Origin of the sequence: Allobacillus salarius (assembly GCF_007559425.1) — a bacterium.
Lineage (GTDB): Bacteria > Bacillota > Bacilli > Bacillales > Alkalibacillaceae > Allobacillus > Allobacillus salarius.
This window is the reverse complement of record NZ_VMHE01000002.1, coordinates 126,559-147,829: the sequence shown is the minus strand read 5'-3', so window position 1 is coordinate 147,829 and position 21,271 is coordinate 126,559. Positions and strand designations below refer to the sequence as shown.

Genomic DNA, 21,271 nt, shown 5'->3' with positions numbered 1-21,271 from the left:
CTTACATAAACAATCGTTCAATGTCGTTCCAGGTGACAGCAATCATTAATAACATTAATAAAGCGAAGCCAATAAAGTGAAATATTCCTTCTTTTTGCGGATCGAGTGGTTTACCTCGAATTGCCTCATAGCCTAAGAACATCAGACGACCGCCATCCAATGCTGGGAGTGGTAATAGATTCACAATCCCTAAATTAATACTTAGCATCGCTGTCCACATAAAGAAGTTCAAAATTCCAGTTTGTACAACTTCGTCTGTCGCTGTATAAATCCCTACAGGTCCAGCTAAAGCGTCCAGTGAAAGTTGTCCAGTTACAAGCATTCCGAGGGCATCCAGTATCAACTTACCGATTTCATAAACTTGCGTAAATCCGTAACTGAATACTTCAAGTGGTGCTTTGTCAAAGTCCCTTGTAACACCAATCCGGCCAATCATTTCACCAGTTTCTGTCTCATATGAATTAGTCACTAGTGACGTTTCAATCGTTTCGCCAGCTCGATCGACGGTCAATGCAATTTCTTCACTAGGTCGCTCTTGTACATAGAGAACAAATTCGGTCCAATCATTAATTTCTTTTCCATCAATCGAAGTAATGGTATCCCCTTCAACCAATTCAGCTTGTTCTGCTGGAGAACCTTCTTCCACACTACCTAACGAAGCTTCTTCAACCGGAACGCCTTGAACAAATCCTAAACCCCAAAAAATAACGATAGCCAGCAAAAAGTTCATCAGTGGGCCAGCAAATACTTGCATCGCTTTTTTGCCGACTGACTTTGAACCAAACTGTCGATCATATGGAGCAATCAATGTTTCTTTTTCATCCATGACAAATAACGCTTTTCGGTCGATCTCGTACTGTATTCTTTCTTCCGTATTGAGATCATGACATAAAAGTATCAAGTCATGGTCAAGATCGATATGTTCAACTTCAACTACTTTTGCATTCGGGTATTTAGACTTATTATTAACGATGATTTTATTTACTTTGTTTTGCTCATTGAATTCAATGCCGATATGATACCCCGGCTTCAATTCAACAATTTCAGGGTCGTCTCCAGCTACACGTACATATCCTCCAATTGGTAACAATCGAATCGTATATAGTGTTTCATCTTTTCGATAAGAAAAGATTTTCGGGCCGAAACCGATCGCAAATTCCCTCGCGAGCATTCCCGCACGCTTAGCAAAGATTAGGTGTCCTAGTTCATGGATAAACACTAATAAACCGAACATAAAAATAAAGGCAATGACCGTATTCATACACTAGCACCTTCCTTTACGAGTAAACACTCAAAATGCGTTTTCTCGTATCTTGGTCAACCGCAAGAATTGATTCCAAATCAGGTTGCTCAATTACTTGATGTTTCTGTAATGCTTCTTCTATTAGTTGTTCAATTTCTAAAAAAATGATCTGGTCGTCCAAAAATAATTGGACAGCGACTTCATTAGCAGCATTTAAAACAGTTGGTGCACTTCCACCTGCTTTTCCAGCTTCATAAGCCATTCTTAAACAAGGGAAACGCTCAAAGCTTAACTCATTAAAATGAAGCTCTCGAAATTTTAATAAGTCTAACCCTTCACTTAATGAGAAGTCTGTGCGATTTGGATAAGTCAAAGCATATTGTATAGGAATTCGCATGTCTGGCGTTCCTAATTGTGCCATTACGCTTAAATCGTTGAACTCAACCATAGAATGAATAACACTTTCTTTGTGCATGATTACATCAATTTTATTATAAGGCACTTGAAACAACCAATGAGCTTCAATGACTTCTAAACCTTTATTCATCATTGTAGCCGAATCAATCGTGATTTTTGCACCCATGTCCCAATTTGGATGTTTTAAGGCGTCTTCTTTTTTTACACCGACCAATTCATCACGTGAATAATCCCGAAAGCTACCTCCAGATGCGGTGACGATTAACCGATTCAGTTGGTCTCGCTTTTCTCCACGTAAACATTGATGGATAGCTGCGTGTTCACTGTCAACTGGCAACAAATCTACACCATACTTTTTCGCTTCTGCCATCACTAGATGTCCAGCAGTTACCAATGTCTCTTTATTGGCAAATGCAATTTGTTTTCGGGAACGAATTGCATCCAAAGTCGGCTGAAGTCCGATGCTTCCGAGCAATGCATTGACGACAATATCCGTTTGGTCATTGGAGGCTACTTCGCATAAAGCTTCCATACCATAAGAAACTTTTGCTTGATAAGAGATCTTTTTCTCAATTTCTTCTTTGGCTTGACGATCACCAGCTACAATCCATTCTGGTTTTAATCTCTCTACCAATCCAAGCGCTTTGTCTACACGTTTTCCAAAAGCAAACGCAAATAACCGATATTCTGGAAGTTGTTCAATCACTTCGACAGTTTGTTCTCCGATTGAACCTGTTCCACCTAATAATGTAATGTTCTTCATTCTGCAACCCTCAACTTATCAAGTTCATTCAATTAAAAGAAGTGTATGAAATGTAAAAATGGCACCATGAAGATCAAGCTATCGAAGCGATCGAGAATGCCGCCATGACCTGGTAGTATGGTTCCTGAATCCTTGACTTCCATATGTCTTTTTAGTGCGGACTCAACCAAGTCACCTATTTGTGCTGTGAAAGAGGCTAATACGGTGACTAATAGTAAGATTAATAAATTGTCGTGAATGGTTGTAATTGACTGTAAGATTAAAACGGCAATAACCGCGCTGATGATCCCGCCGAAAAAGCCTTCAATCGTTTTCTTCGGACTAATTGCCGGCCACAATTTAGTCTTTCCAAAGAATTTACCAGTGAAGAAGGCACCCGTATCTGTTAACCAAATTACGACTAACACATAGATTACATATTCCAATCCATCATAGCGTGTTTCAATAAAGTATGAAAAACCAATCCCTATGTATAGTGCAGATGTTAGTACATACGAAACACCATTAAATGTAAATTTATTTTTAACAAGGACTGTATATGCTAATAATAACAGAAAAGATAAAAAGATGATTTCTATACGGCTTAAAGGAATTCTTTCTGCAAATGGCAAAACGTTTTCATCACATAAAAGCAACCACAACATGATTACTCCTATGACTGCAGGAAAGGAGTTAAAAGGTACTTTATTCATTCTCATTAACTCATAAAAAGCGATTGTCGCTAATAAAAACACCATAACCACAAATGGCCACTCGCCGTATATTACAAGCGGAATAAATAAAATCAGTCCGATAATTGCGGTAATTATTCTTTCTTTCATTATACATCCACCTAACTGCCTATAGCCCACCAAACCTTCTCTTACGGTCTTGATAAGCTAAAATAGCCTCATCCAAGGCTTTTTGATTAAAATCTGGCCAAAGTTTTTCTGTAAAATAAAATTCTGAATAGGCGATTTGCCATAACAAATAATTGCTGATGCGTTGTTCACCACTTGTGCGAATAACCAAATCAGGATCACTCAACGAATGGGTAGTCAAATAATTTGAAAACGCTTTTTCATCCAGATTATCAAGGTCCATTTGACCTTCCTGATAATCTAGGCAAATTTGCTTTACAGCATCTAAAATTTCTTTGCGACTGCCGTAATTAATTGCGAAGTTAAGTATTAATCCTGTGTTGTTCTCCGTTTTTTTCACAGAATAACTGACTGCTTCCTTGGTATATTTAGGCAAGGCATCAAAGTCGCCAATCGTTGTTACTTTCACGTTGTTTTTAACTAAATCTGGTAAATAAGTGTCCAGAAACTGAGAGGGAAGCTTCATAATAAATTCCACTTCATTCATTGGTCTTTTCCAGTTTTCTGTTGAAAAAGCATATAACGTTAATGCTTTAAGATTTAGTTCAACGGCACGTTCAACCACTTTTTGAATGGTTTTCATTCCTTCCCGGTGTCCGGCAATCCGAGGCAACCCCCTCTTTTTTGCCCACCGTCCATTTCCGTCCATGATAATGGCAATATGTTCCGGTAAATTGGATGGATCGATTTCTTTTTGAACGGATTGCTTTTCTTTCGACCGAGTAAACATACCAATCCCTCACTAAGTAAAAGAGTATATAGAAAAATTTAGCTTTCGCTTCACACAGCGAAAGCTTATGTTAATCATGCGAGAAGCTAATTACACTTCTAAAATTTCATTTTCTTTTGATTGTAAGCTAGCGTCAATTTCACCGATGCTATTATCAGTTATTTTTTGAACTTCATCTTGATTAGAACGCAATTCATCTTCAGTAATTTCACTATCTTTTTCTAGTTTTTTCAGTTGGTCATTTGCTTCACGTCGAATATTTCTGATTTGAACACGAGCTTCTTCAGCATATTTCCGTGAAACTTTCACCAATTCTTTTCTTCTTTCTTCTGTAAGCGCAGGGATATTGATTCGAATGACATTCCCGTCATTATTTGGTGTCAACCCTAAGTCAGCTTTCAAAATACCTTTTTCAACATCGCCGATTGACGATTTGTCAAATGGAGTTACTACGAGCAAACGAGCTTCTGGCGCTGATATTGTTGCTAATTGATTCAATGGTGTGTTCGCACCATAATAATCTACATATACCGTATCCAAAATTGCTGGATTAGCACGGCCTGCTCGAACTGTAGCCAGTTGTCTACTGAATGCTTTAATCGCATCATCCATTTTTGTTTTTGTTTCATTAATGATTGATTGACTCATGAATATTTCCTCCTAATTACTGTACCTATGTCTTCTCCTAATAACACGCGTTTAATATTGCCTTTTTCCATAATGGAAAACACAATTAATGAAATGTCATTATCCATACATAATGATGTCGCTGTAGAATCCATGACTGCCAGTCCTTTATTCAAGATATCCAAATAGGATAGCTCACTGAACTTCACTGCCTCTTGATTCGTTTTCGGATCAGCGGAATAGACACCATCCACATTGTTCTTCGCCATTAGAATGACATCCGCTTCAATTTCGGCCGCTCGTAATGCCGCGGTTGTATCTGTTGAGAAATATGGGTTCCCAGTACCACCTGCAAAAATTACGACACGTTTCTTTTCTAAATGACGCATTGCTTTTCTGCGGATGTATGGTTCTGCAACTTGCCTCATCTCAATGGAGGTTTGGACACGTGTTTGAACATCAAAATTTTCTAAGCTGTCCTGTAAAGCTAGTGAATTCATAACGGTCGCCAACATGCCCATATAATCGGCATTTGCACGATCCATTCCAACTTCACTACCTATTTTACCACGCCAAAGGTTCCCTCCGCCAACCACAATGGCAATTTCTATACCTAAATCATGAATATCTTTGATTTGTTGGGCAATTGATTTAATAAACGTTGGATCAATGCCACTTCCTTTTTCTCCGCTTAATGCTTCGCCACTTAATTTGAGTACGATTCGTTTGTATTTTGGTGTCGACATAGCTACCTCCATCAATTATATGTAAGCTATTCATCAAACATGTTTTGTTAAAATGATTAGCTAAATAGATTCTTTTAAAAATAGGGAACACGTTCTCCGTGTCCCCTATTTTCTTGCCAGCCATTCAAGTAAGATGAATGTTCATATAAAATTTCGCTATGGTTCATATGAGCGTCATATGAACAAAGGACTTGGGAACAGCTTATTTTTTGATTTGGCCCATTACTTCGTCAGCAAAGTTTTCTTCACGTTTTTCCATACCTTCGCCAACTTCAAAACGGACATATTCTCTCACAGTTGCTCCATGGGATTCAACATATTTCTTCACTTTTTGATCTGGATCTTTAATGAAACTTTGTTCCAATAGGCAAATTTCTTCAAAGAATTTACCTAAACGTCCTTCGACCATTTTTTCAACGATATGTTCAGGTTTCCCTTCATTTAATGCTTGTGTTTTAAGCATTTCACGTTCTTGGTCAACTTCATTTTCAGGAACCTCGTCACGAGATACATAGCGTGGGTTAACTGCAGCGACATGCATAGCTACATCTTTTGCTACAGATTCATCTGTTGTACCTTCTAAGACAGTTAATGCACCGATACTGCCACCCATATGTGTATATGCACCAAACGCAGCATTGTCATCTTTTGTTAGCACCGCAAAACGACGAAGTGAAAGTTTTTCACCAATTTGTGCAATGTTTTTATTGATAACCTCTTGCACAGAGTCACCTTCACCGTTTAATGGTTGCTCAAGAGCTTCTTCTACAGTAGAAGGCTTTTGGCTTAGAATATGGCTCGCTAAAGTATCTAATAGTTCTTTGAACTGGTCGTTTTTTGCAACAAAGTCCGTTTCACTGTTTACTTCAATCAATACAGCAGTGTTTCCGTCAGTTTTGATATGAGCAGAACCTTCTGCTGCAATCCGGTCTGCTTTCTTCGCTGCTTTTGAAATTCCTTTTTCACGAAGATATTCGATCGCTTTTTCCATATCTCCATCCGTTTCAGTTAAAGCTTTTTTACAGTCCATCATTCCTGCACCTGTTTTTTCACGTAACTCTTTAACCATTTTCGCATTTACTGCCATTAGAATTCCTCCTTCAAGTAATTGGGTTATGATTGTTTCAACGATTATTTTCTAAAAAAGGGTGATAAAAGGTTCTGTTCCCCCTTATCACCCTTTACCTTTTACTCTTCTACTTTTTCTTCTGTCTTTTTCTCTTCTGCTTCTTCTTTAGCAACTTCTTCTTCAGAAGTTGTATCTTGCATTTCTTCACCTTGTTTTACTTCTAAAATGGCATCTGCCATTCTGGAAGTCAATAATTTAACCGCACGGATTGCGTCATCATTTGCTGGAATAACGTAATCAATCTCGTCTGGGTCACAGTTTGTATCAACCATCGCTACGATTGGAATATTCAACTTCTGAGCTTCTTTCACAGCGATTCTTTCTTTACGTGGGTCAACGATGAATACGGCATCTGGTAAACCGTTCATGTCTTTTACGCCACCTAAGAATTTCTCAAGTCGTTCTTTTTCTTTAAGAATCATAACAACTTCTTTTTTCGGTAGTACGTCGAACGTACCGTCTTCTTCCATTCTTTCAATATCTTTTAAACGATTTACTCGTTTTTGAATGGTTTGCATATTTGTTAATGTACCACCTAACCAACGTTGGTTAACATAGTACATACCAGAGCGAATTGCTTCGTCTCTAATTGTATCTTGTGCTTGCTTTTTGGTACCGACGAATAGAACTTTTCCTCCGTCTTGTGCCACGCTTTTCACAAAATTAAATGCTTCATCAACCTTCTTAACTGTTTTTTGTAGGTCAATGATGTAAATGCCGTTACGCTCCGTGAAGATGTACTTTTTCATCTTTGGATTCCAACGACGTGTTTGGTGGCCAAAATGCACACCTGCTTCTAGCAATTGTTTCATTGAAATTGCTGCCATTGTTCATTCCTCCTATGGTTTTTTATATTCCTCCGCTCACTTCATCAACAGAACAGAACTTTTTGTAAGCACCACTGCACTGTTTCGACGAGCGTGTGTATTAACACCAAAAGTAAATATATCATATTGATTTTACACTAGCAAGTATTAATTCGACAATTGTTTATGAATTTTTATCATTAGTTCAATCTCTGTCACACCTACATTTAATTGCTTAGCAATTTGATCTGCTGAATACCCTTGGTCATATAGATGTAAAACTCTACTTTCTAACGTTACTTCATAGACAGGTTCTTCGTCTTCTTCTGGGATAAGTGGTTCATAATCCAGTTCCTCAGGAAAGTTTTCTTCGGTAAAGAAGGGCTCTTCTTCAAATCCGGTCGATCCTTCTTCTACTGCCGATTCCTTACTTTGTTGTTGTTTCATTTTCTCGTCTTGCTGTATTTTCAACTTATTTAACTGTTCGGTGAATTTCTGGTTTTCTGCCTTGATTTCCACTAAATAATCGTGAAATAATCCATCAATTTCTTTTTCTTTCTGTTCGATGATTTTTTCACGATCTTTACGCTCCTGCAATTTCTGATATAAAAGAAATAGAAAAATGAATGTAACGCCGTGCAAAATTAAACTGAGTAGCAACACGTAGAACCCTTCTCCAATCGCTAACTTGAATAATCAATCTTCTTTCCCAAATAAGGATGGTTCAATTTGACTGCATCAGATCTTTGCCGCTTTCTATGATGTTCGGTTGATTGTTGGTCTGAATGGCTATCATCTGCATCTCTATGAATTTGCACTTGATCTTTTTGTTCTGATTTCAGTACTGACTTTCGCATCTTTTCCGCTTCTTCTAGATGACTCTGCCCGAGGAAGTTTTGACTTTGCTTGCCTCGTTGTTGTAATTGATCTTGGAGTTGACTGTTTTCTTGAACTCTCGGTAGTGCGACTTGCAATTCTATACCTTTCCAACTCACTTGATTCACTCCTTTTTACAAAGGAATGATCGAAAAATCTTGATGTTTATAAATGACCGACACCTGCTTATATTCTTGTTGAATGGACATGGAGTATTTTCCGACCATTACATGTACATTTGGATATATGATACCATTCACATCCATTTTAAAAAACTCTAATGATTCCTTCTCTTCTAGTAAAGCGGCTTGTTTATCAAGCAACTCCTGTAATTGTATTTGTGTTATGTTATACGAATTCCTTTGGCGTAATAACATCACACGCTCTTTACTTGATAATTCTCTTACTTGCTTGACTTCTTCTAACCGTTCTCCCAATAGTTTCAACTTCTTGAGTTGGTCCTGGGCGTGCTCGATCTTTAATTCAAGATCATTGTGCAAATTCATTAGATTCATACTCTGGCCTAAATAAATTTCTGTTTTTGTTTCTAAACGATTCCCGAAGTCGTTTCCTTCAATTTTCTTTCCTACGGAGATATGCCCCCCAATAATATGCCCTCGTTGACAATAGAGCATCTCTTGAGCATCAATATAACTATGTAAACATGAATTTTCAATAATGATATTTCTGCCAGCTTTCAGATTAGCTTGATTGATATTCCGAACACGAATATCCATTCCGGCATCAAGTATACCTTCATTAAAAGCATATACACCTTCATGGACGAATATTGAACCACCTGCTTCCAGGCTGGCGGCTTCTACAGTCCCATGGATGGTTATATCACCTCTTGCTTTTAATGAAAAGCCTGTTGGCACGTCACCATTGATAACAATCGATCCATTAAAATCTATGTTTCCCGTCTCCATACTCACCGATTTTTTTACTTCATAAACAGGAAGTACTTGAATTTGGTTACGAATCAAACTGACTTGACCACTCCCTGTAGCAAAAATGGCTTGATGCTCTTCCCGGAATTCTGTATTTTTGCCTGCATTCAAGACTGCCGGTTTACCGGGCTTTGCCTTAACGACTTTTCCTGTAACACTCATACCGTCTATTGTTTCTGATGGTGGAATAATTGTCACAAGCTTCGTTCCGATTTCAACCTTGGGGATGACCATGATTTCTTTAAAGTCAATCGTTTCTTGTTCGTGAATCTCAATTGATGTTCCTAATTGAACGTGATACTTCAACACACCATTTTTCCCATGTTGTGGGGCAATCCCTTGTGCAAACACGACTGGTTCTTGGTTAATCCGAAAGTTTTGAATCATCGTCAACAAAACATCTTCCAACAATCCATATGTAACACTTTTCGAACGAGCAAAATCAACAAGGTCTTTCAATTGGATTTGTGCTTTAAGTTCGTTTAGTTCTTCGGCTGATCGATGTTGTAATTCTTCTCGGTTAAATTCTATTTGAGCTTGCATTGTGTCATCACTGATTTGAATCAAAAAGACGTTCGACAAATCCAAGTTTTTTCACCCCTAGTCACTGACCGATTTATTGAACTGTCATTAAAAGGTTTTTCAGTTTTGCGATGGATTTCGTATGTATCTGTGAAATTCGAGAAGTCGATAATTGAAGAACCTCCCCAATCTCGGTGAATGTTAATTCTTCTTTATAAAAAAGTTGTAAGACAAGTTGCTCTTTTTCATTTAGTTCTGAAATCATTGTTACCAAATCATTGATTTGCTCTTTTTTTAAACTGAATTCTTCTGGTGTCGGTTCCTGTCTGTCCGGTATCGTATTTCTGAAACTTTCTCGATGTTCCGGTTCCTGTTCACTCTTCTTGTCTTCGATCGATAGAAAGTTTGCGACGAGCGTATCTTTAACAATTTCTGAAGTTTCTTGAAGAGATAGGCCGACTTCATGTGCGATTTCACTTATTTTTGGTTCCCGCTTAAGCCTTTTTTCCAGTTGCTCTGTTGCTTGCTCAACCATTTTCGCCTTTTCTCTAACCGATCTCGGAAGCCAGTCTTCTTTACGCAGACCGTCAATAATTGAACCTTTAATTCGAAAAGAAGCATACGTATCAAACTTCAAATCACGACTCGGATCGAACTTTTCCAACGCATCAACCAAACCCATGAAAGCAAGACTTTTAATATCTTGACGATCCACATTTTTCGGTAATGTTGTATAGATTCGATTTACTTGGTAATCCACTAATGGCATGTAGTGCTCGACTAGCTGATTACCAGCTTGTTCGTCCTTATTCTGTTGCCATTTTTTCCATATTGTCTTCAAGGTATCTTCTGTTAATACCATAATATGTAACCTCCTGAAACTCAGGCATTCTAATTAAATGAACTGTTCACCCTGTTGTATCGTTCGTACCTTTAAGAGTAAATTTTCTGTACTAAATTCAATTGTCCGACCTTTATTTCCACCAACATCCTCGGCAATAATCGGTATTTTATGTTCGGCCAGCACTTCTCTTACCGCATCAATATTCCGTGGACCAATACGGATGGTATCTTCTCTACTGTGACTTGTGAACATTTGAGCTCCGCCCGCTATTTTTGCTTTCATTCGGTTCTTTTTAGCGTTTTTTTGCAATAACATTTCAATGATTGCAGCAATTCCTGTGTCAGCAAACTTACCACGTTTGAATTCACTCACCTTTGAAATAGACGAATCAGGAAGCATCACATGGACCAATCCTGCGATACGTATTTGTTCGTCATAAATAACGGCACCAACGCATGAACCTAGCCCGATCGTAGATATTGTCCCTGGGTGTTCGACTATATCTAAACCAGCTATACCAACCTTAACAGTATATAAGACCTCATTCATGGCCTTCTACTCCTAATGCTTCAAATATTTGCTGGAATGCATCTGGATCCGGTAATAATATGAAATGGCCTTGTAAAGGTTTTTTATCCGTTGTTTCGTCAATAAAAACCGTTTCAATCATAATCGCATCATCAGAAACTTGTGAGATTTCGATTAAACCGATTGTTAGCATAGCACCTAGCATATCTATTGCGATGGAAGGAACGGATTGGTGAATTTCCAAGTTTGTAAAGTCAGATAATGCACGTACATAGGATCCTGTTAAAATATTTCCTAATTCCACAAAGGCTGAGGTTGCCAAAGAATCGCCCTCTAACAATGATAAATTTTGATTGCCTGTTAGCAATCCAACAAATTCATCCGCTTCAACTGGATCGACAACAAAAAACATGCTCCCTTTTAAACGTCCTTGTAACTCTACATGAATGGCAGCTTGTACTTCTTCCTTACCGCCTGCTTTTTCCATCATTTCATCAAAGGATACGACATGCACAACAGGTGTTTTCATGTGTATCGGTTGGTTCACCATTTCGGATAATGATGTAGCCGCATTTCCTGCGCCGATATTAGCAATTTCTTTTAAAACATCTTTATGGACTGCTGTATAATCAAAAGGATGACTCATTATTTTTCCTTTCCACTAACAGAATTATTTTTCTACTGCTGATAACTGACTTACTTCTTCATTTGAAAGCACTCGATCAAGATTCAACAGAATTAATAAGCGATCATCCAGTTTAGCGACTCCTCGTACATAGTCTGTATCAACAGAGCCGATAACCTCTGGTGGTGTTTCTATAGCATCTTCTCTCAAATCAACTACATCGTTCGCTTCATCAACAATCATTCCAACTTCTTTGTCATCAATTTGTACGATAATCATCCGGGATCGACTCGAATATTCACTCGTTTCCATACCAAAACGTTCACGTAAATCGATGACAGGCGTAACAATGCCACGTAAGTTTATAACGCCTTTGATAAACTTCGGTGTGTTAGGAATTCGAGTGATTTCTAACATTCTCTCAATTGAACCGATATAATCAATCGGCACCCCATATTCTTCATTTTGTAGCCTGAAGACAATTACTTTTATTTCTTTTGATACTTCGCTCATTTAAACAGCCTCCTTATTTAATTAGTGAATGCGTATCTATGATTAAGGCAACTTCTCCATCGCCTAGTATTGTTGCACCTGAAATGGCAAATATACTCGTTAAATAGTTTCCTAGATTCTTTAAAACAACCTCTTGCTGACCAATTAGTGAATCAACCACTAGGCCAGCCACTTGCTCCCCTTTTCGAACAATAATAACTGACTCTTTATCTGGTGCATTGTTCGAATCCGGTACATCCAGCACTTCACGCAAAAAGATAAGAGGAATGACTGACTCTTTGAAATGCATCATTTTTTGTCCTTGAATGGTTACAATCTCATCTTGATTGATAATCGCCGTTTCAATGATTGTAGATAATGGCACTGCATACGTTTCACTACCAACCGTGCTCAACATGACTGAGATAATTGATAACGTCAACGGAAGCTGAATTGTAAATGTTGTGCCTTTACCTTCCTCTGACGCGATTTCTATTGTTCCGCCCAATGACTCGATCGTGTTTTTGACAACATCTAGTCCTACACCGCGACCAGATAGATCAGAAACCTCATCCGCGGTTGAAAAACCACTCGCTAAAATCAACTCATCAATTTGTCGATCTGAAAGCTGATTCGCTTGTTCCGGTGTCACCACTTGATTTTCAAGCGCTTTGTTCAATACTTTTTCTCGATTAATCCCTTGTCCATCATCAGAAATTTCAACATAAACATGATTACCACTGTGATAGGCCTTCAGCAGTACGTGTCCTTGACGATTCTTACCATTCTTTTCACGGACTTCGGGCATTTCAATCCCATGATCCAACGAGTTTCGAATTAAGTGGACTAAAGGATCTCCAATTTCATCGATTACCGTTCGATCAAGTTCTGTTTCAGCACCTTCAATATCTAATTGAATATCTTTTTGCAGTTCACGTGCCAGTTGACGGACCATTCTCGGAAAGCGATTGAAAACTTGCTCAATTGGTACCATGCGCATCGTTAAAATGATACTTTGAAGATCACCGGATATCCTGCTCATCCGACCGACCGTCTCTGTTAAATCACTATGTTCCATTTCAGAAGCAATTTGTTCCAATCTACCTCGATCAATTACTAGCTCCTCAAATAAGTTCATCAACGCGTCCAACCGATCGATATTAACGCGGATTGTTTTGTTCGCTGATTGTTTACGTTTCTTATCAGAATTGTTCGGGGCTTCCTTGCTCGCTTGCTCTCTTGGTGTTCGATCCATTTCCTTGTTATCAGTTTCTTCATGATCATTTACGCTTTTAATCGGTTGAATGTTGACCTGCTTAATTTCCGATACTTTCATAATTTTGTCTTTTAGTTCTTTTTCATTTACCGAAGTCACAAAAACAACGTCAAATTGATGATCAAATTCTTCACTCTCAAGCGTTTCGACAGAGGGAACGGACTTAATCACTTCACCTTCTTTTTCTAAGATGCCAAAAACCATATAAACGCGAGCCGCTTTCAACAAACAATCATCCGTCAGCTGAATTGTTAATTGGTAAGTATGTAGTCCTTCAGAATTTGCTTGGCTGATTACCGTTTCTTCAAACGAATCGAGGGTGAGCTGACCATTAACCCCATCTTCAGTAGACGTCACAGCTTCATCTGCAGATTCTTCAATCTCCCCGATTGCTTTCAGCTGACTTAAAATAGGTTGTATAGTGGATTCCCCATCACCACCAGCCGAAATATCACCAACCATTTCTTCAAGCTTTTCAACAGCATTCAAAAGAATATCCAATAATTGAGCTGATACTGCCAGTTCACCATTCCTTACTAAATCTAGCACATCCTCCATTTGATGCGTCAGTGTAGTCAAATCTTCGTAGCCCATTGTTGCTGACATGCCTTTTAATGTGTGAGCCGCCCGAAAGATTACTTCGATATGCTCCATATTCGTTGGATCTTTTTCTAAATCAAGCAATCCATCGTTGACTTTTTGTAAGTTTTCGTTACTCTCATCGATAAATATTCCTAAATATTGATTGGTTTCCATTCATGTTCCTCCCTATTCGTCCACCAATTCCACAAGTGTTGAAGCGATCTCATCCAATCGTCTAATCAAACAACCACTTATATTCTCAACAATGGATTTTGGCATTCCATAAATTAACGCGGTTTCCTGGGATTCAGCTATGACTACACTGTTTGAATCAACTCGTATTAGTTCCTTAGCTCCATCCGTTCCGTCATTTCCCATACCTGTAAGTATAACTGCAATTTTATTTATATTTCTTAATCTTGAAACGGACGTAAATAACTTATTAACGGACGGCCTATGCCCCTTTTCAGGTTCTTCTTTATTAATATCAATTGCTAGTGATCGATTGAGCTGTTTGAGCTGAAGATGAAAATCCCCAGGAGCAATATAAACCACCCCGTTACGTAAAATTTCACCGTTAGTTGCTTCTCTGACTTTCACAGATGAGAGTTCGTCTAATCGTTCAGCAAGCGATTTTGTAAACCTCGCAGGCATATGTTGGACAATGACTACTGGTGCTCGGAAATTCCCTGGCAACTGAGAGATGACATGTTGCAAAGCTTTCGGGCCACCTGTTGATACGCCAATACAAACAATCGTTTGTTTATGTGGGAATCGTGGAATAAATTCATTACTATTTATATCGAACATATTCCCTAATTGTTGATGCTGCTGAGTATCGGATGTTTCTGCTGCTTGAATTATTTTTTTAGTAATCTCTGTTGCTATTTTATGTATATCTAAAGAGATGGCTCCAGATGGCTTCGAAATAAAGTCAACCGCTCCTATTCGAAGAGCTTCGACGGTTTCTTTTGCCCCAACTTTTGTTGTGCTAGATAACATGACAACTGGCATTGGATGAATTTCCATAATGCGTTTCAATGTTTCCAAGCCATTCATTTTAGGCATTTCAACATCTAGCGTAACAACGTCGGGCTTCAGTTGTTTTAATTTTGCTAATCCATCAATTCCATCTCTAGCCGTTCCAATTACTTCTAATTGTTCCGACTGCTGAACGATATCAGAAATCACTTTTCTCATGAATGCTGAATCGTCTACAATGAGTACTTTGTATCGTTTCATGCAGCGCACCCTTTCTGTCGTTGTAGAGATTTCGTTTTAATGAAAAGAGGGGTTAACGTTAGCTTAATCGTTTGAAAATTGGAACGGTTCGTATCCCGATGTTGTATTCACAAAATTTTAGAACTAGCTTAACGAAAAAGCATTGTTTTCATCTTTTCCATAAACGTACTTGATTGCTTGGGTTTCTTTGATTCAAGCTGTTCATATTGAGTGACGAGTTTATCCAATTGTTTTGAGATTCTAGATTTTGGAAAGGATTCTATAAACGGCACTTGTTTTTTAACTGACTCTGTTACGGTAGGATCATCTGGCAAGCTTCCAGCGAAACGAAGTTGATAGTTTAAGAAACTCTTCGTTACTTCTCTAAGTCGTTGGTACACTTGCCATCCTTCGGTATTCTTTGTTGTCCGATTAATGAGTAAGGATAGATGAATAGATTGGTTGTCAGATTCAATTAATAGATGCTTCATTGCAGCATAACTATCGGTAATCGCAGTAGGCTCAGGTGTTGTTATGACAATTGATTCATCAGCTGCTTCTAAAAAAGCTAAGTGGTTTTTCGTCATTCCCGCTCCTAAATCTAATAAAATATAATCAAAAAAAGAAATGACTCCTTGAAGCTGCTCAATGAAATGTGTCCTTTCCGCACTGTTTAGCTCAAATAAGCGGGAAAGACTCGTGCCTGCTGCGATGAAGGAAAAGTATTCAGACCTTGATTCAATTATATCAAACATGCCCATTTTATTCTCAAGCATTTCAACAATCGAATAGGCAGGACTAGCACCTAGCAAAACATCAACATTTCCCATACCGATATCTAAGTCAATCAGTAACACTTTTTTCTTTCGGTTAGCGAGACAAAGTCCAAAATTAATAGCAAAATTGGATTTACCTACACCACCTTTACCGCTGAATATAGCAATCGCTTTTGCTTGATGACGATTTTCTTGGGTTTGGTTACTCATCAGTTCCCGTAGCTTGGACGCTTGATCATTTACCATAATTTCTCACCGACCATTAAACGAGAAAGGACTTCGTCATCAACATTCAAAAGATCACTCGGTACATCTTGTCCGTTTGTGAGTGCTTGAATGGCAAAACGATGTTTCCTCCATAAGTTAAAGATTTGGCCGTAGGTAGAAGTTTCATCTGCTTTTGTAAAAATGACCGTGTCAACAGGTAATTCAGAAAACTGATGATAGATCATATCCATATCGTCTTCTTTTGCTGTAAGCGATAGAACGCACATGAGCTTATCCTCTTCCGTAAACTTGGCCATGTCCTTAAGTTGTTGAATATATTCACTCTTCATATAGTTCCGACCGGCTGTATCAATATAGATGAGGTCTTTATCTTTAAATTTCTCTTTGGCTGCTTCTAAATCTTCTGCATTGTAAGCCACTTCTATAGGAATATCTAAAATTTTTGCGTACGTTTTCAACTGCTCGATTGCTGCTATTCGGTAAGTATCTAACGTAATAAATGCGATGTCTTTCGAGTGTTTCATTTTTTCGTTAGCTGCCATTTTGGCAATGGTCGTTGTTTTACCGACACCTGTTGGACCGAGAACGTATAAATGCTTGAACTGTTTTGTCGTTCCTTGAATAGATGGAGACATCTCTTGTTTAAAAAACGCTTTTGTCACATCAATTAACTCTGAATCTGTCACTTTTTCATCTTTTTTATAATACGCTGAAAGCAGATTTTGAAGCACATGAGCGCGCGTATCTTCATTGATTCCATTTTCTTTCAACCGCTGAAGTATACTCTCGATTGGATGTGGATATTCATTCGATAACGATAAGTGAGTAGGTAACTTTTCTATCGTAGGTTTCGTTTTCTGAACGCTCTTCGCATAATTTGTAGGCTTCGTTGAATGATTAGCCGTTTGCTTCTTGCTTCGAACAGATTCGCGATTCCTTGCTGGTTGTGGATCGACAGCTACCAACACTTCAATATTTCTCTTCCCAAATAGTCCCAAAAAACGACTTCTCTTAATTTCACGAGAATCAAGAATTATTGCAGTTTCGCCTAATTCCTTTTTCACTTGATTCATAGCCTCTGGCATTGTCGGCGCAATAAATTTTTTTACCTTCATTGAACATTCACCACCCCACTGCTTTCTACTTCAACAGTCGGCTCCAATTCGTTATAGGATAATACGACAACTTCAGGTAAAGCTCTTCCGATAATTTGTTTTACATACATTCGAACAGCCGGTGAACACAATACAATTGGTGCCGTATCTTGAAAATAGGCTTGCGTAAACTCCTGGTGGACTGCTTCGATTAATTTTTGTTGATTTTCTGGATCCATCGTAATGAAATTACCGTGCTCTGTTTGTTGAATTCCCTCTGCAACCATTTTTTCAACTTGAGGGGACAACGTAACAACCTTTAAAAATTGGTCTTGTGCATATTGATTAGTAATTTGTACAGATAGCGCCTGGCGACAATATTCAGTCAGCAGGTCAGTATCACTCGTCATTTTTGAATAATCCGCTAATGTTTCAAAGATAATCGGTAAATTACGAATGGAAATTTGCTCACTTAACAATTTAGCGAGTACCTTTTGAATCTCCCCAATTGACAATGGTTCTGGCGTAATTTCTTCCACTAAAATTGGATGCGTTTCTTTTAAGTGATCGATTAACTGTCTTGTTTCCTCACGCCCAATCAATTCATGCGCATGTCGCTTAATCACTTCAGTTATATGTGTTGAAACAACAGATGGTGGATCAACGACAGTGTATCCGAGTAATTCAGCCTCTTCTTTCATTTCTTCGGTAATCCATTTAGCTGGCAATCCAAAAGCAGGCTCATTCGTTTCTATACCATCAATGCCATCATCTTCTAAGTCCGGGCTCATCGCTAAATAATGGTTAATATACAATTCACCTCGAGCAACCTCATTCCCTTTGATCTTCAGTTGGTATTCATTCGGATTCAATTGAATATTGTCGCGTATTCTGACGACTGGAATAACAAGTCCAAGCTCTAATGCTAGTTGCCTACGAATCATAACAACGCGATCAAGTAGGTCTCCCCCTTGGTTTTGATCGGCAATCGGAATCAGTGCATACCCGAACTCAAATTCAATTGGGTCTGTATTCAGTAACTGCACGACATTCTCTGGTGCAGCCATTTCTTGCGCACGCTCTTCCGTTTCATCGACTTCCTCTAAAGGCTCAGCAGCATTTTCCTCAGCACGACTCAAGTAAAATCCACCAAAAGCAAGCATGCCGGAAATTACTGTTGTCAAAGCGAAATTAATCGGAGTTAACCCGAGCATAAAAATCGTTCCTGCTGCGATATAGAGTAACTTAGGAAAGCGGAATAATTGACTCGTGACGTCAAAAGAAAGATTTCCTTTGGCTGCTACACGTGTCACAATGATTCCTGTTCCGGTTGCGATTAATAGAGCAGGAATCTGAGAGACCAATCCATCACCGACAGTCAATCGCAGGAAAACATCGACCGTTTCTCCGGCACTCAAGCCGAATTGAGTCATTCCAATAATAAATCCAAAGATAATATTGATCAGAACGATGACAATTCCGGCAATCGCGTCACCTTTAACGAACTTACTCGCACCGTCCATTGCACCATAAAAGTCCGCTTCATCTTCAATTTTTTCACGGCGATCTTTAGCTTGTTGTTCGGTAATCAATCCTGCATTCAAGTCGGCATCTATACTCATCTGCTTACCAGGCATCGCATCTAACGTGAAACGCGCAGCAACTTCGGAAACACGTTCTGCACCTTTCGTAATGACGATAAACTGAATGACGACAAGAATAAGAAAGACGACAAAACCGACTAATGGATTACCTCCAGTCACGAAGTTACCAAATGTATCGACAACACCACCCGCGTCTGCTTCAGACAAAATGGAACGAGTGGTAGAAACGTTAAGTCCTAATCGAAACAATGTTAAAAGCAATAAGAGTGAAGGAAATACAGAGAATTCCAATGCTTCTTTAACATTCATGGCAACTAATATGACGATTAAAGCCAACGATATATTGATCAAAATGAGTATGCTTAATAATGATCCCGGCAAAGGAATCACTAGCATGATAATGATCATAATAACGCCGAATAGAACGGATAAATCTTTTATGGACATTCAAAAAAACCTCTTTCCAGTTACACTTTTCGTTGGAGCTTATAGACATAAGCCAATACTTCGGCAACTGCTTGATAAAACTCCTCAGGTATGGAGTCGCCAATCTCTACAGACGCGTATAGTCCTCTTGCTAAACTTCGGTTTTCAATTCTCATGACACCATTTGCTTCTGCAATTTCTCTAATTCTAAATGCTACATAGTCTGCACCTTTTGCAACGACGAATGGAGCATCTGATTTTTCTTCATCGTATTTGAGTGCGATGGAAAAATGAGTTGGGTTTGTGATGATGACATCTGCAGTCGGCACTTCGCTCATCATCCGCTGTTGAGCCATTTGTCTTTGGGTATCCTTGATTCGTGATTTAATCAACGGATCCCCTTCCATTTTCTTATACTCATCCTTTACATCCTGCTTGGACATTTTTATGTTCTTTTCATGATCATATCGTTGATACAAATAATCGAATACTGATAGAAACATCAACATGAGCGAAGCGGCAATGCCCATTTGAATTGTCAATTGAGCAAAAAATGCAATCGATTCACTCACCGTTTTCAATGATAAGAGCATCAGTTCATCTTTTTGAAGCCAGAGTACTGCAAAACATACACCACCGATGGACACAATTTTCAGTAACGATTTCAGAAATTCAACAAGTGCTCGAACAGAAAAGATACGCTTAAATCCTTTAATCGGATCTATTTTCTTCAGATCGAATTTCAGCGGCTCCCCCGAAAACAACAAGCCAAATTGTATGTAGTTCGATAAAAGTGCCGCAATCACTGCAACAACCATCACAGGTAAAACAACCTTGACGGCTTCCATTGTCATTTGAAAAAACACATGCTCTGTCGTAGCTGCGGTTACTTCCCAATGGATGAACTCCGTAAAACTGTATGTATACATCCCTGTAAAGACTTCACCCATGACTGAACCAAACACGAGCAAAAATAGGAAAACAAAAAACAATAAGATTGCCGAATTAATATCCTGACTTTTAGCAACTTGACCCTTATTACGTGAATCTTGGCGCTTTTTAGGTGTCGCTTTTTCCGTTTTTTCTTGATTGAAGAACTGAAGATCCAATCGTAGTAATTCCAAGATTAAGCGCCTCCCATTAGCTCCATGAGTTGTCTCATCATCTGGAACATCGTTTCAAACAATCCACGAAGCAACATGACGTAGAATCCCAAAAAGATAAGAATCATTACAAATGCGACAAATATTTTAAGTGGTAATCCAACGACAAACACGTTTACTTGAGGCACAGTTCTAGCAATCATACCTAAAGCGATATCTACCAAGAACAAAGACCCGACAACTGGAATTGACATTTGAAACGCAAGCATAAACATATGAGCGAAACTGTCTAAAATAAACACCGGAAAAGACTGATCGCCTATCGGGATCATGTCGTAAAATCCGATAAATTCATAACTGTAAAAAATCCCATCAATCAGTAAATGATGCGCATTTGTAGCAACTAAAAACAGTAAAGCAAAAATATATAAATATTGACCAATAATCGGGCTCTGTGCTCCAGTTTGCGGATCGACAATGTTAGCAATCGCGAATCCCATTTGAAAATCGATGAAGCCACCTGCTATTTGAATGGCGGATAATATGATGTAAGCCAACAAGCCAATCATTAACCCGACGGTTACTTCCTTCACTAATAAGAGGAAGAACTGTCCATTCAAGAAAAACACCGGAATTTCTAAAGTGAAATACATAATCCAAGCAAGAAACATGACTAAACCAATACGAACGGGCATCGGAATATTTCGGTAAGAAAAAAACGGTGTCATCATAAAAAATCCAGCTAAACGAGCAACAATTAATAACAATCCAGGCATTCTCGCAAGGTCTATAAACTCAGCCAT

Annotated in this window: 22 protein-coding genes; all 22 read right to left on the bottom strand. The window is 38.6% G+C overall.

Annotated elements, in window-relative coordinates:
* Position 1: 1 nt before the first annotated feature.
* Complete coding sequence (gene rseP, locus FPQ13_RS02710) at positions 2–1,261, bottom strand: RIP metalloprotease RseP (RefSeq protein ID WP_144087775.1); 1,260 nt, start codon at positions 1,259–1,261, stop codon at positions 2–4.
* 16 nt (positions 1,262–1,277) lie between these two features.
* Positions 1,278–2,423 carry a 1-deoxy-D-xylulose-5-phosphate reductoisomerase gene (gene dxr, locus FPQ13_RS02705; RefSeq protein WP_144087774.1) on the bottom strand — a complete coding sequence of 382 codons (1,146 nt, stop codon included), beginning with the start codon at positions 2,421–2,423 and terminating at the stop codon, positions 1,278–1,280.
* A gap of 32 nt (positions 2,424–2,455) precedes the next feature.
* Positions 2,456–3,244 (bottom strand): phosphatidate cytidylyltransferase, encoded by a 789-nt coding sequence (locus FPQ13_RS02700; RefSeq protein WP_144087773.1) that lies wholly within the window; start codon positions 3,242–3,244, stop codon positions 2,456–2,458.
* 19 nt (positions 3,245–3,263) lie between these two features.
* Positions 3,264–4,013, bottom strand: coding sequence for an undecaprenyl pyrophosphate synthase (locus tag FPQ13_RS02695; RefSeq protein ID WP_144087772.1), 750 nt, complete (start codon positions 4,011–4,013; stop codon positions 3,264–3,266).
* A gap of 90 nt (positions 4,014–4,103) precedes the next feature.
* Positions 4,104–4,661, bottom strand: coding sequence for a ribosome recycling factor (gene frr / locus FPQ13_RS02690; protein WP_144087771.1), 558 nt, complete (start codon positions 4,659–4,661; stop codon positions 4,104–4,106).
* Positions 4,658–5,386 carry a UMP kinase gene (gene pyrH / locus FPQ13_RS02685; RefSeq protein WP_144087770.1) on the bottom strand — a complete coding sequence of 243 codons (729 nt, stop codon included), beginning with the start codon at positions 5,384–5,386 and terminating at the stop codon, positions 4,658–4,660. The genes frr and pyrH overlap by 4 nt, the downstream gene beginning before the upstream one ends.
* Positions 5,387–5,588: 202 nt before the next feature.
* Positions 5,589–6,473: a translation elongation factor Ts gene (tsf, locus tag FPQ13_RS02680; protein WP_144087769.1), complete on the bottom strand. Its 885-nt coding sequence runs from the start codon at positions 6,471–6,473 to the stop codon at positions 5,589–5,591.
* A 101-nt stretch (positions 6,474–6,574) separates the two neighbouring features.
* Complete coding sequence (gene rpsB, locus FPQ13_RS02675) at positions 6,575–7,342, bottom strand: 30S ribosomal protein S2 (protein ID WP_144087768.1); 768 nt, start codon at positions 7,340–7,342, stop codon at positions 6,575–6,577.
* Positions 7,343–7,489: 147 nt separating this feature from the next.
* Positions 7,490–7,984 carry a DUF6115 domain-containing protein gene (locus FPQ13_RS02670; RefSeq protein WP_144087767.1) on the bottom strand — a complete coding sequence of 165 codons (495 nt, stop codon included), beginning with the start codon at positions 7,982–7,984 and terminating at the stop codon, positions 7,490–7,492.
* A 20-nt stretch (positions 7,985–8,004) separates the two neighbouring features.
* Entirely contained in the window at positions 8,005–8,316 is a 312-nt protein-coding gene (locus FPQ13_RS02665) for a hypothetical protein (protein WP_144087766.1), read from the bottom strand.
* 15 nt (positions 8,317–8,331) lie between these two features.
* Entirely contained in the window at positions 8,332–9,735 is a 1,404-nt protein-coding gene (locus FPQ13_RS02660) for a flagellar assembly protein A (protein ID WP_144087765.1), read from the bottom strand.
* A gap of 28 nt (positions 9,736–9,763) precedes the next feature.
* Positions 9,764–10,531, bottom strand: coding sequence for a FliA/WhiG family RNA polymerase sigma factor (locus FPQ13_RS02655; RefSeq protein ID WP_144087764.1), 768 nt, complete (start codon positions 10,529–10,531; stop codon positions 9,764–9,766).
* A 33-nt stretch (positions 10,532–10,564) separates the two neighbouring features.
* Positions 10,565–11,062 carry a chemotaxis protein CheD gene (locus tag FPQ13_RS02650; RefSeq protein WP_144087762.1) on the bottom strand — a complete coding sequence of 166 codons (498 nt, stop codon included), beginning with the start codon at positions 11,060–11,062 and terminating at the stop codon, positions 10,565–10,567.
* Positions 11,055–11,687, bottom strand: coding sequence for a chemotaxis protein CheC (locus FPQ13_RS02645; protein ID WP_144087761.1), 633 nt, complete (start codon positions 11,685–11,687; stop codon positions 11,055–11,057). Before FPQ13_RS02645 ends, FPQ13_RS02650 begins: the two co-directional genes overlap by 8 nt.
* 24 nt (positions 11,688–11,711) lie before the next feature.
* On the bottom strand, positions 11,712–12,179 hold the full coding sequence (locus tag FPQ13_RS02640) for a chemotaxis protein CheW (RefSeq protein ID WP_144087760.1): 468 nt from the start codon (positions 12,177–12,179) through the stop codon (positions 11,712–11,714).
* 13 nt (positions 12,180–12,192) lie between these two features.
* Positions 12,193–14,190, bottom strand: coding sequence for a chemotaxis protein CheA (locus FPQ13_RS02635; RefSeq protein WP_144087759.1), 1,998 nt, complete (start codon positions 14,188–14,190; stop codon positions 12,193–12,195).
* A 12-nt stretch (positions 14,191–14,202) separates the two neighbouring features.
* A complete protein-coding gene (locus FPQ13_RS02630) occupies positions 14,203–15,258 on the bottom strand; it encodes a protein-glutamate methylesterase/protein-glutamine glutaminase (protein ID WP_144087758.1) in 1,056 nt (351 codons plus the stop codon).
* Between the two features lie 128 nt (positions 15,259–15,386).
* Positions 15,387–16,259, bottom strand: coding sequence for a MinD/ParA family protein (locus FPQ13_RS02625; RefSeq protein WP_144087757.1), 873 nt, complete (start codon positions 16,257–16,259; stop codon positions 15,387–15,389).
* Positions 16,253–17,356, bottom strand: a complete 1,104-nt coding sequence (flhF, locus tag FPQ13_RS02620; protein WP_144087756.1) for a flagellar biosynthesis GTPase FlhF — start codon at positions 17,354–17,356, stop codon at positions 16,253–16,255. Before flhF ends, FPQ13_RS02625 begins: the two co-directional genes overlap by 7 nt.
* On the bottom strand, positions 17,353–19,386 hold the full coding sequence (gene flhA / locus FPQ13_RS02615; protein WP_144087755.1) for a flagellar biosynthesis protein FlhA: 2,034 nt from the start codon (positions 19,384–19,386) through the stop codon (positions 17,353–17,355). The genes flhF and flhA overlap by 4 nt, the downstream gene beginning before the upstream one ends.
* A 20-nt stretch (positions 19,387–19,406) precedes the next feature.
* Positions 19,407–20,489, bottom strand: a complete 1,083-nt coding sequence (flhB, locus tag FPQ13_RS02610; RefSeq protein WP_144087754.1) for a flagellar biosynthesis protein FlhB — start codon at positions 20,487–20,489, stop codon at positions 19,407–19,409.
* Between the two features lie 2 nt (positions 20,490–20,491).
* Positions 20,492–21,271, bottom strand: coding sequence for a flagellar biosynthetic protein FliR (gene fliR, locus FPQ13_RS02605; RefSeq protein WP_144087753.1), 780 nt, complete (start codon positions 21,269–21,271; stop codon positions 20,492–20,494).

Bases quoted from the DNA above. Each gene is read 5' to 3' on its own strand.
- rseP (WP_144087775.1), bottom strand. From the start codon at position 1,261: ATGAATACGGTCATTGCCTTTATTTTTATGTTCGGTTTATTAGTGTTT.
- dxr (WP_144087774.1), bottom strand. From the start codon at position 2,423: ATGAAGAACATTACATTATTAGGTGGAACAGGTTCAATCGGAGAACAA.
- FPQ13_RS02700 (WP_144087773.1), bottom strand. From the start codon at position 3,244: ATGAAAGAAAGAATAATTACCGCAATTATCGGACTGATTTTATTTATT.
- FPQ13_RS02695 (WP_144087772.1), bottom strand. From the start codon at position 4,013: ATGTTTACTCGGTCGAAAGAAAAGCAATCCGTTCAAAAAGAAATCGAT.
- frr (WP_144087771.1), bottom strand. From the start codon at position 4,661: ATGAGTCAATCAATCATTAATGAAACAAAAACAAAAATGGATGATGCG.
- pyrH (WP_144087770.1), bottom strand. From the start codon at position 5,386: ATGTCGACACCAAAATACAAACGAATCGTACTCAAATTAAGTGGCGAA.
- tsf (WP_144087769.1), bottom strand. From the start codon at position 6,473: ATGGCAGTAAATGCGAAAATGGTTAAAGAGTTACGTGAAAAAACAGGT.
- rpsB (WP_144087768.1), bottom strand. From the start codon at position 7,342: ATGGCAGCAATTTCAATGAAACAATTGCTAGAAGCAGGTGTGCATTTT.
- FPQ13_RS02655 (WP_144087764.1), bottom strand. From the start codon at position 10,531: ATGGTATTAACAGAAGATACCTTGAAGACAATATGGAAAAAATGGCAA.
- FPQ13_RS02650 (WP_144087762.1), bottom strand. From the start codon at position 11,062: ATGAATGAGGTCTTATATACTGTTAAGGTTGGTATAGCTGGTTTAGAT.
- FPQ13_RS02645 (WP_144087761.1), bottom strand. From the start codon at position 11,687: ATGAGTCATCCTTTTGATTATACAGCAGTCCATAAAGATGTTTTAAAA.
- FPQ13_RS02640 (WP_144087760.1), bottom strand. From the start codon at position 12,179: ATGAGCGAAGTATCAAAAGAAATAAAAGTAATTGTCTTCAGGCTACAA.
- FPQ13_RS02635 (WP_144087759.1), bottom strand. From the start codon at position 14,190: ATGGAAACCAATCAATATTTAGGAATATTTATCGATGAGAGTAACGAA.
- FPQ13_RS02630 (WP_144087758.1), bottom strand. From the start codon at position 15,258: ATGAAACGATACAAAGTACTCATTGTAGACGATTCAGCATTCATGAGA.
- FPQ13_RS02625 (WP_144087757.1), bottom strand. From the start codon at position 16,259: ATGGTAAATGATCAAGCGTCCAAGCTACGGGAACTGATGAGTAACCAA.
- flhF (WP_144087756.1), bottom strand. From the start codon at position 17,356: ATGAAGGTAAAAAAATTTATTGCGCCGACAATGCCAGAGGCTATGAAT.
- flhA (WP_144087755.1), bottom strand. From the start codon at position 19,386: ATGTCCATAAAAGATTTATCCGTTCTATTCGGCGTTATTATGATCATT.
- fliR (WP_144087753.1), bottom strand. From the start codon at position 21,271: ATGGCTGAGTTTATAGACCTTGCGAGAATGCCTGGATTGTTATTAATT.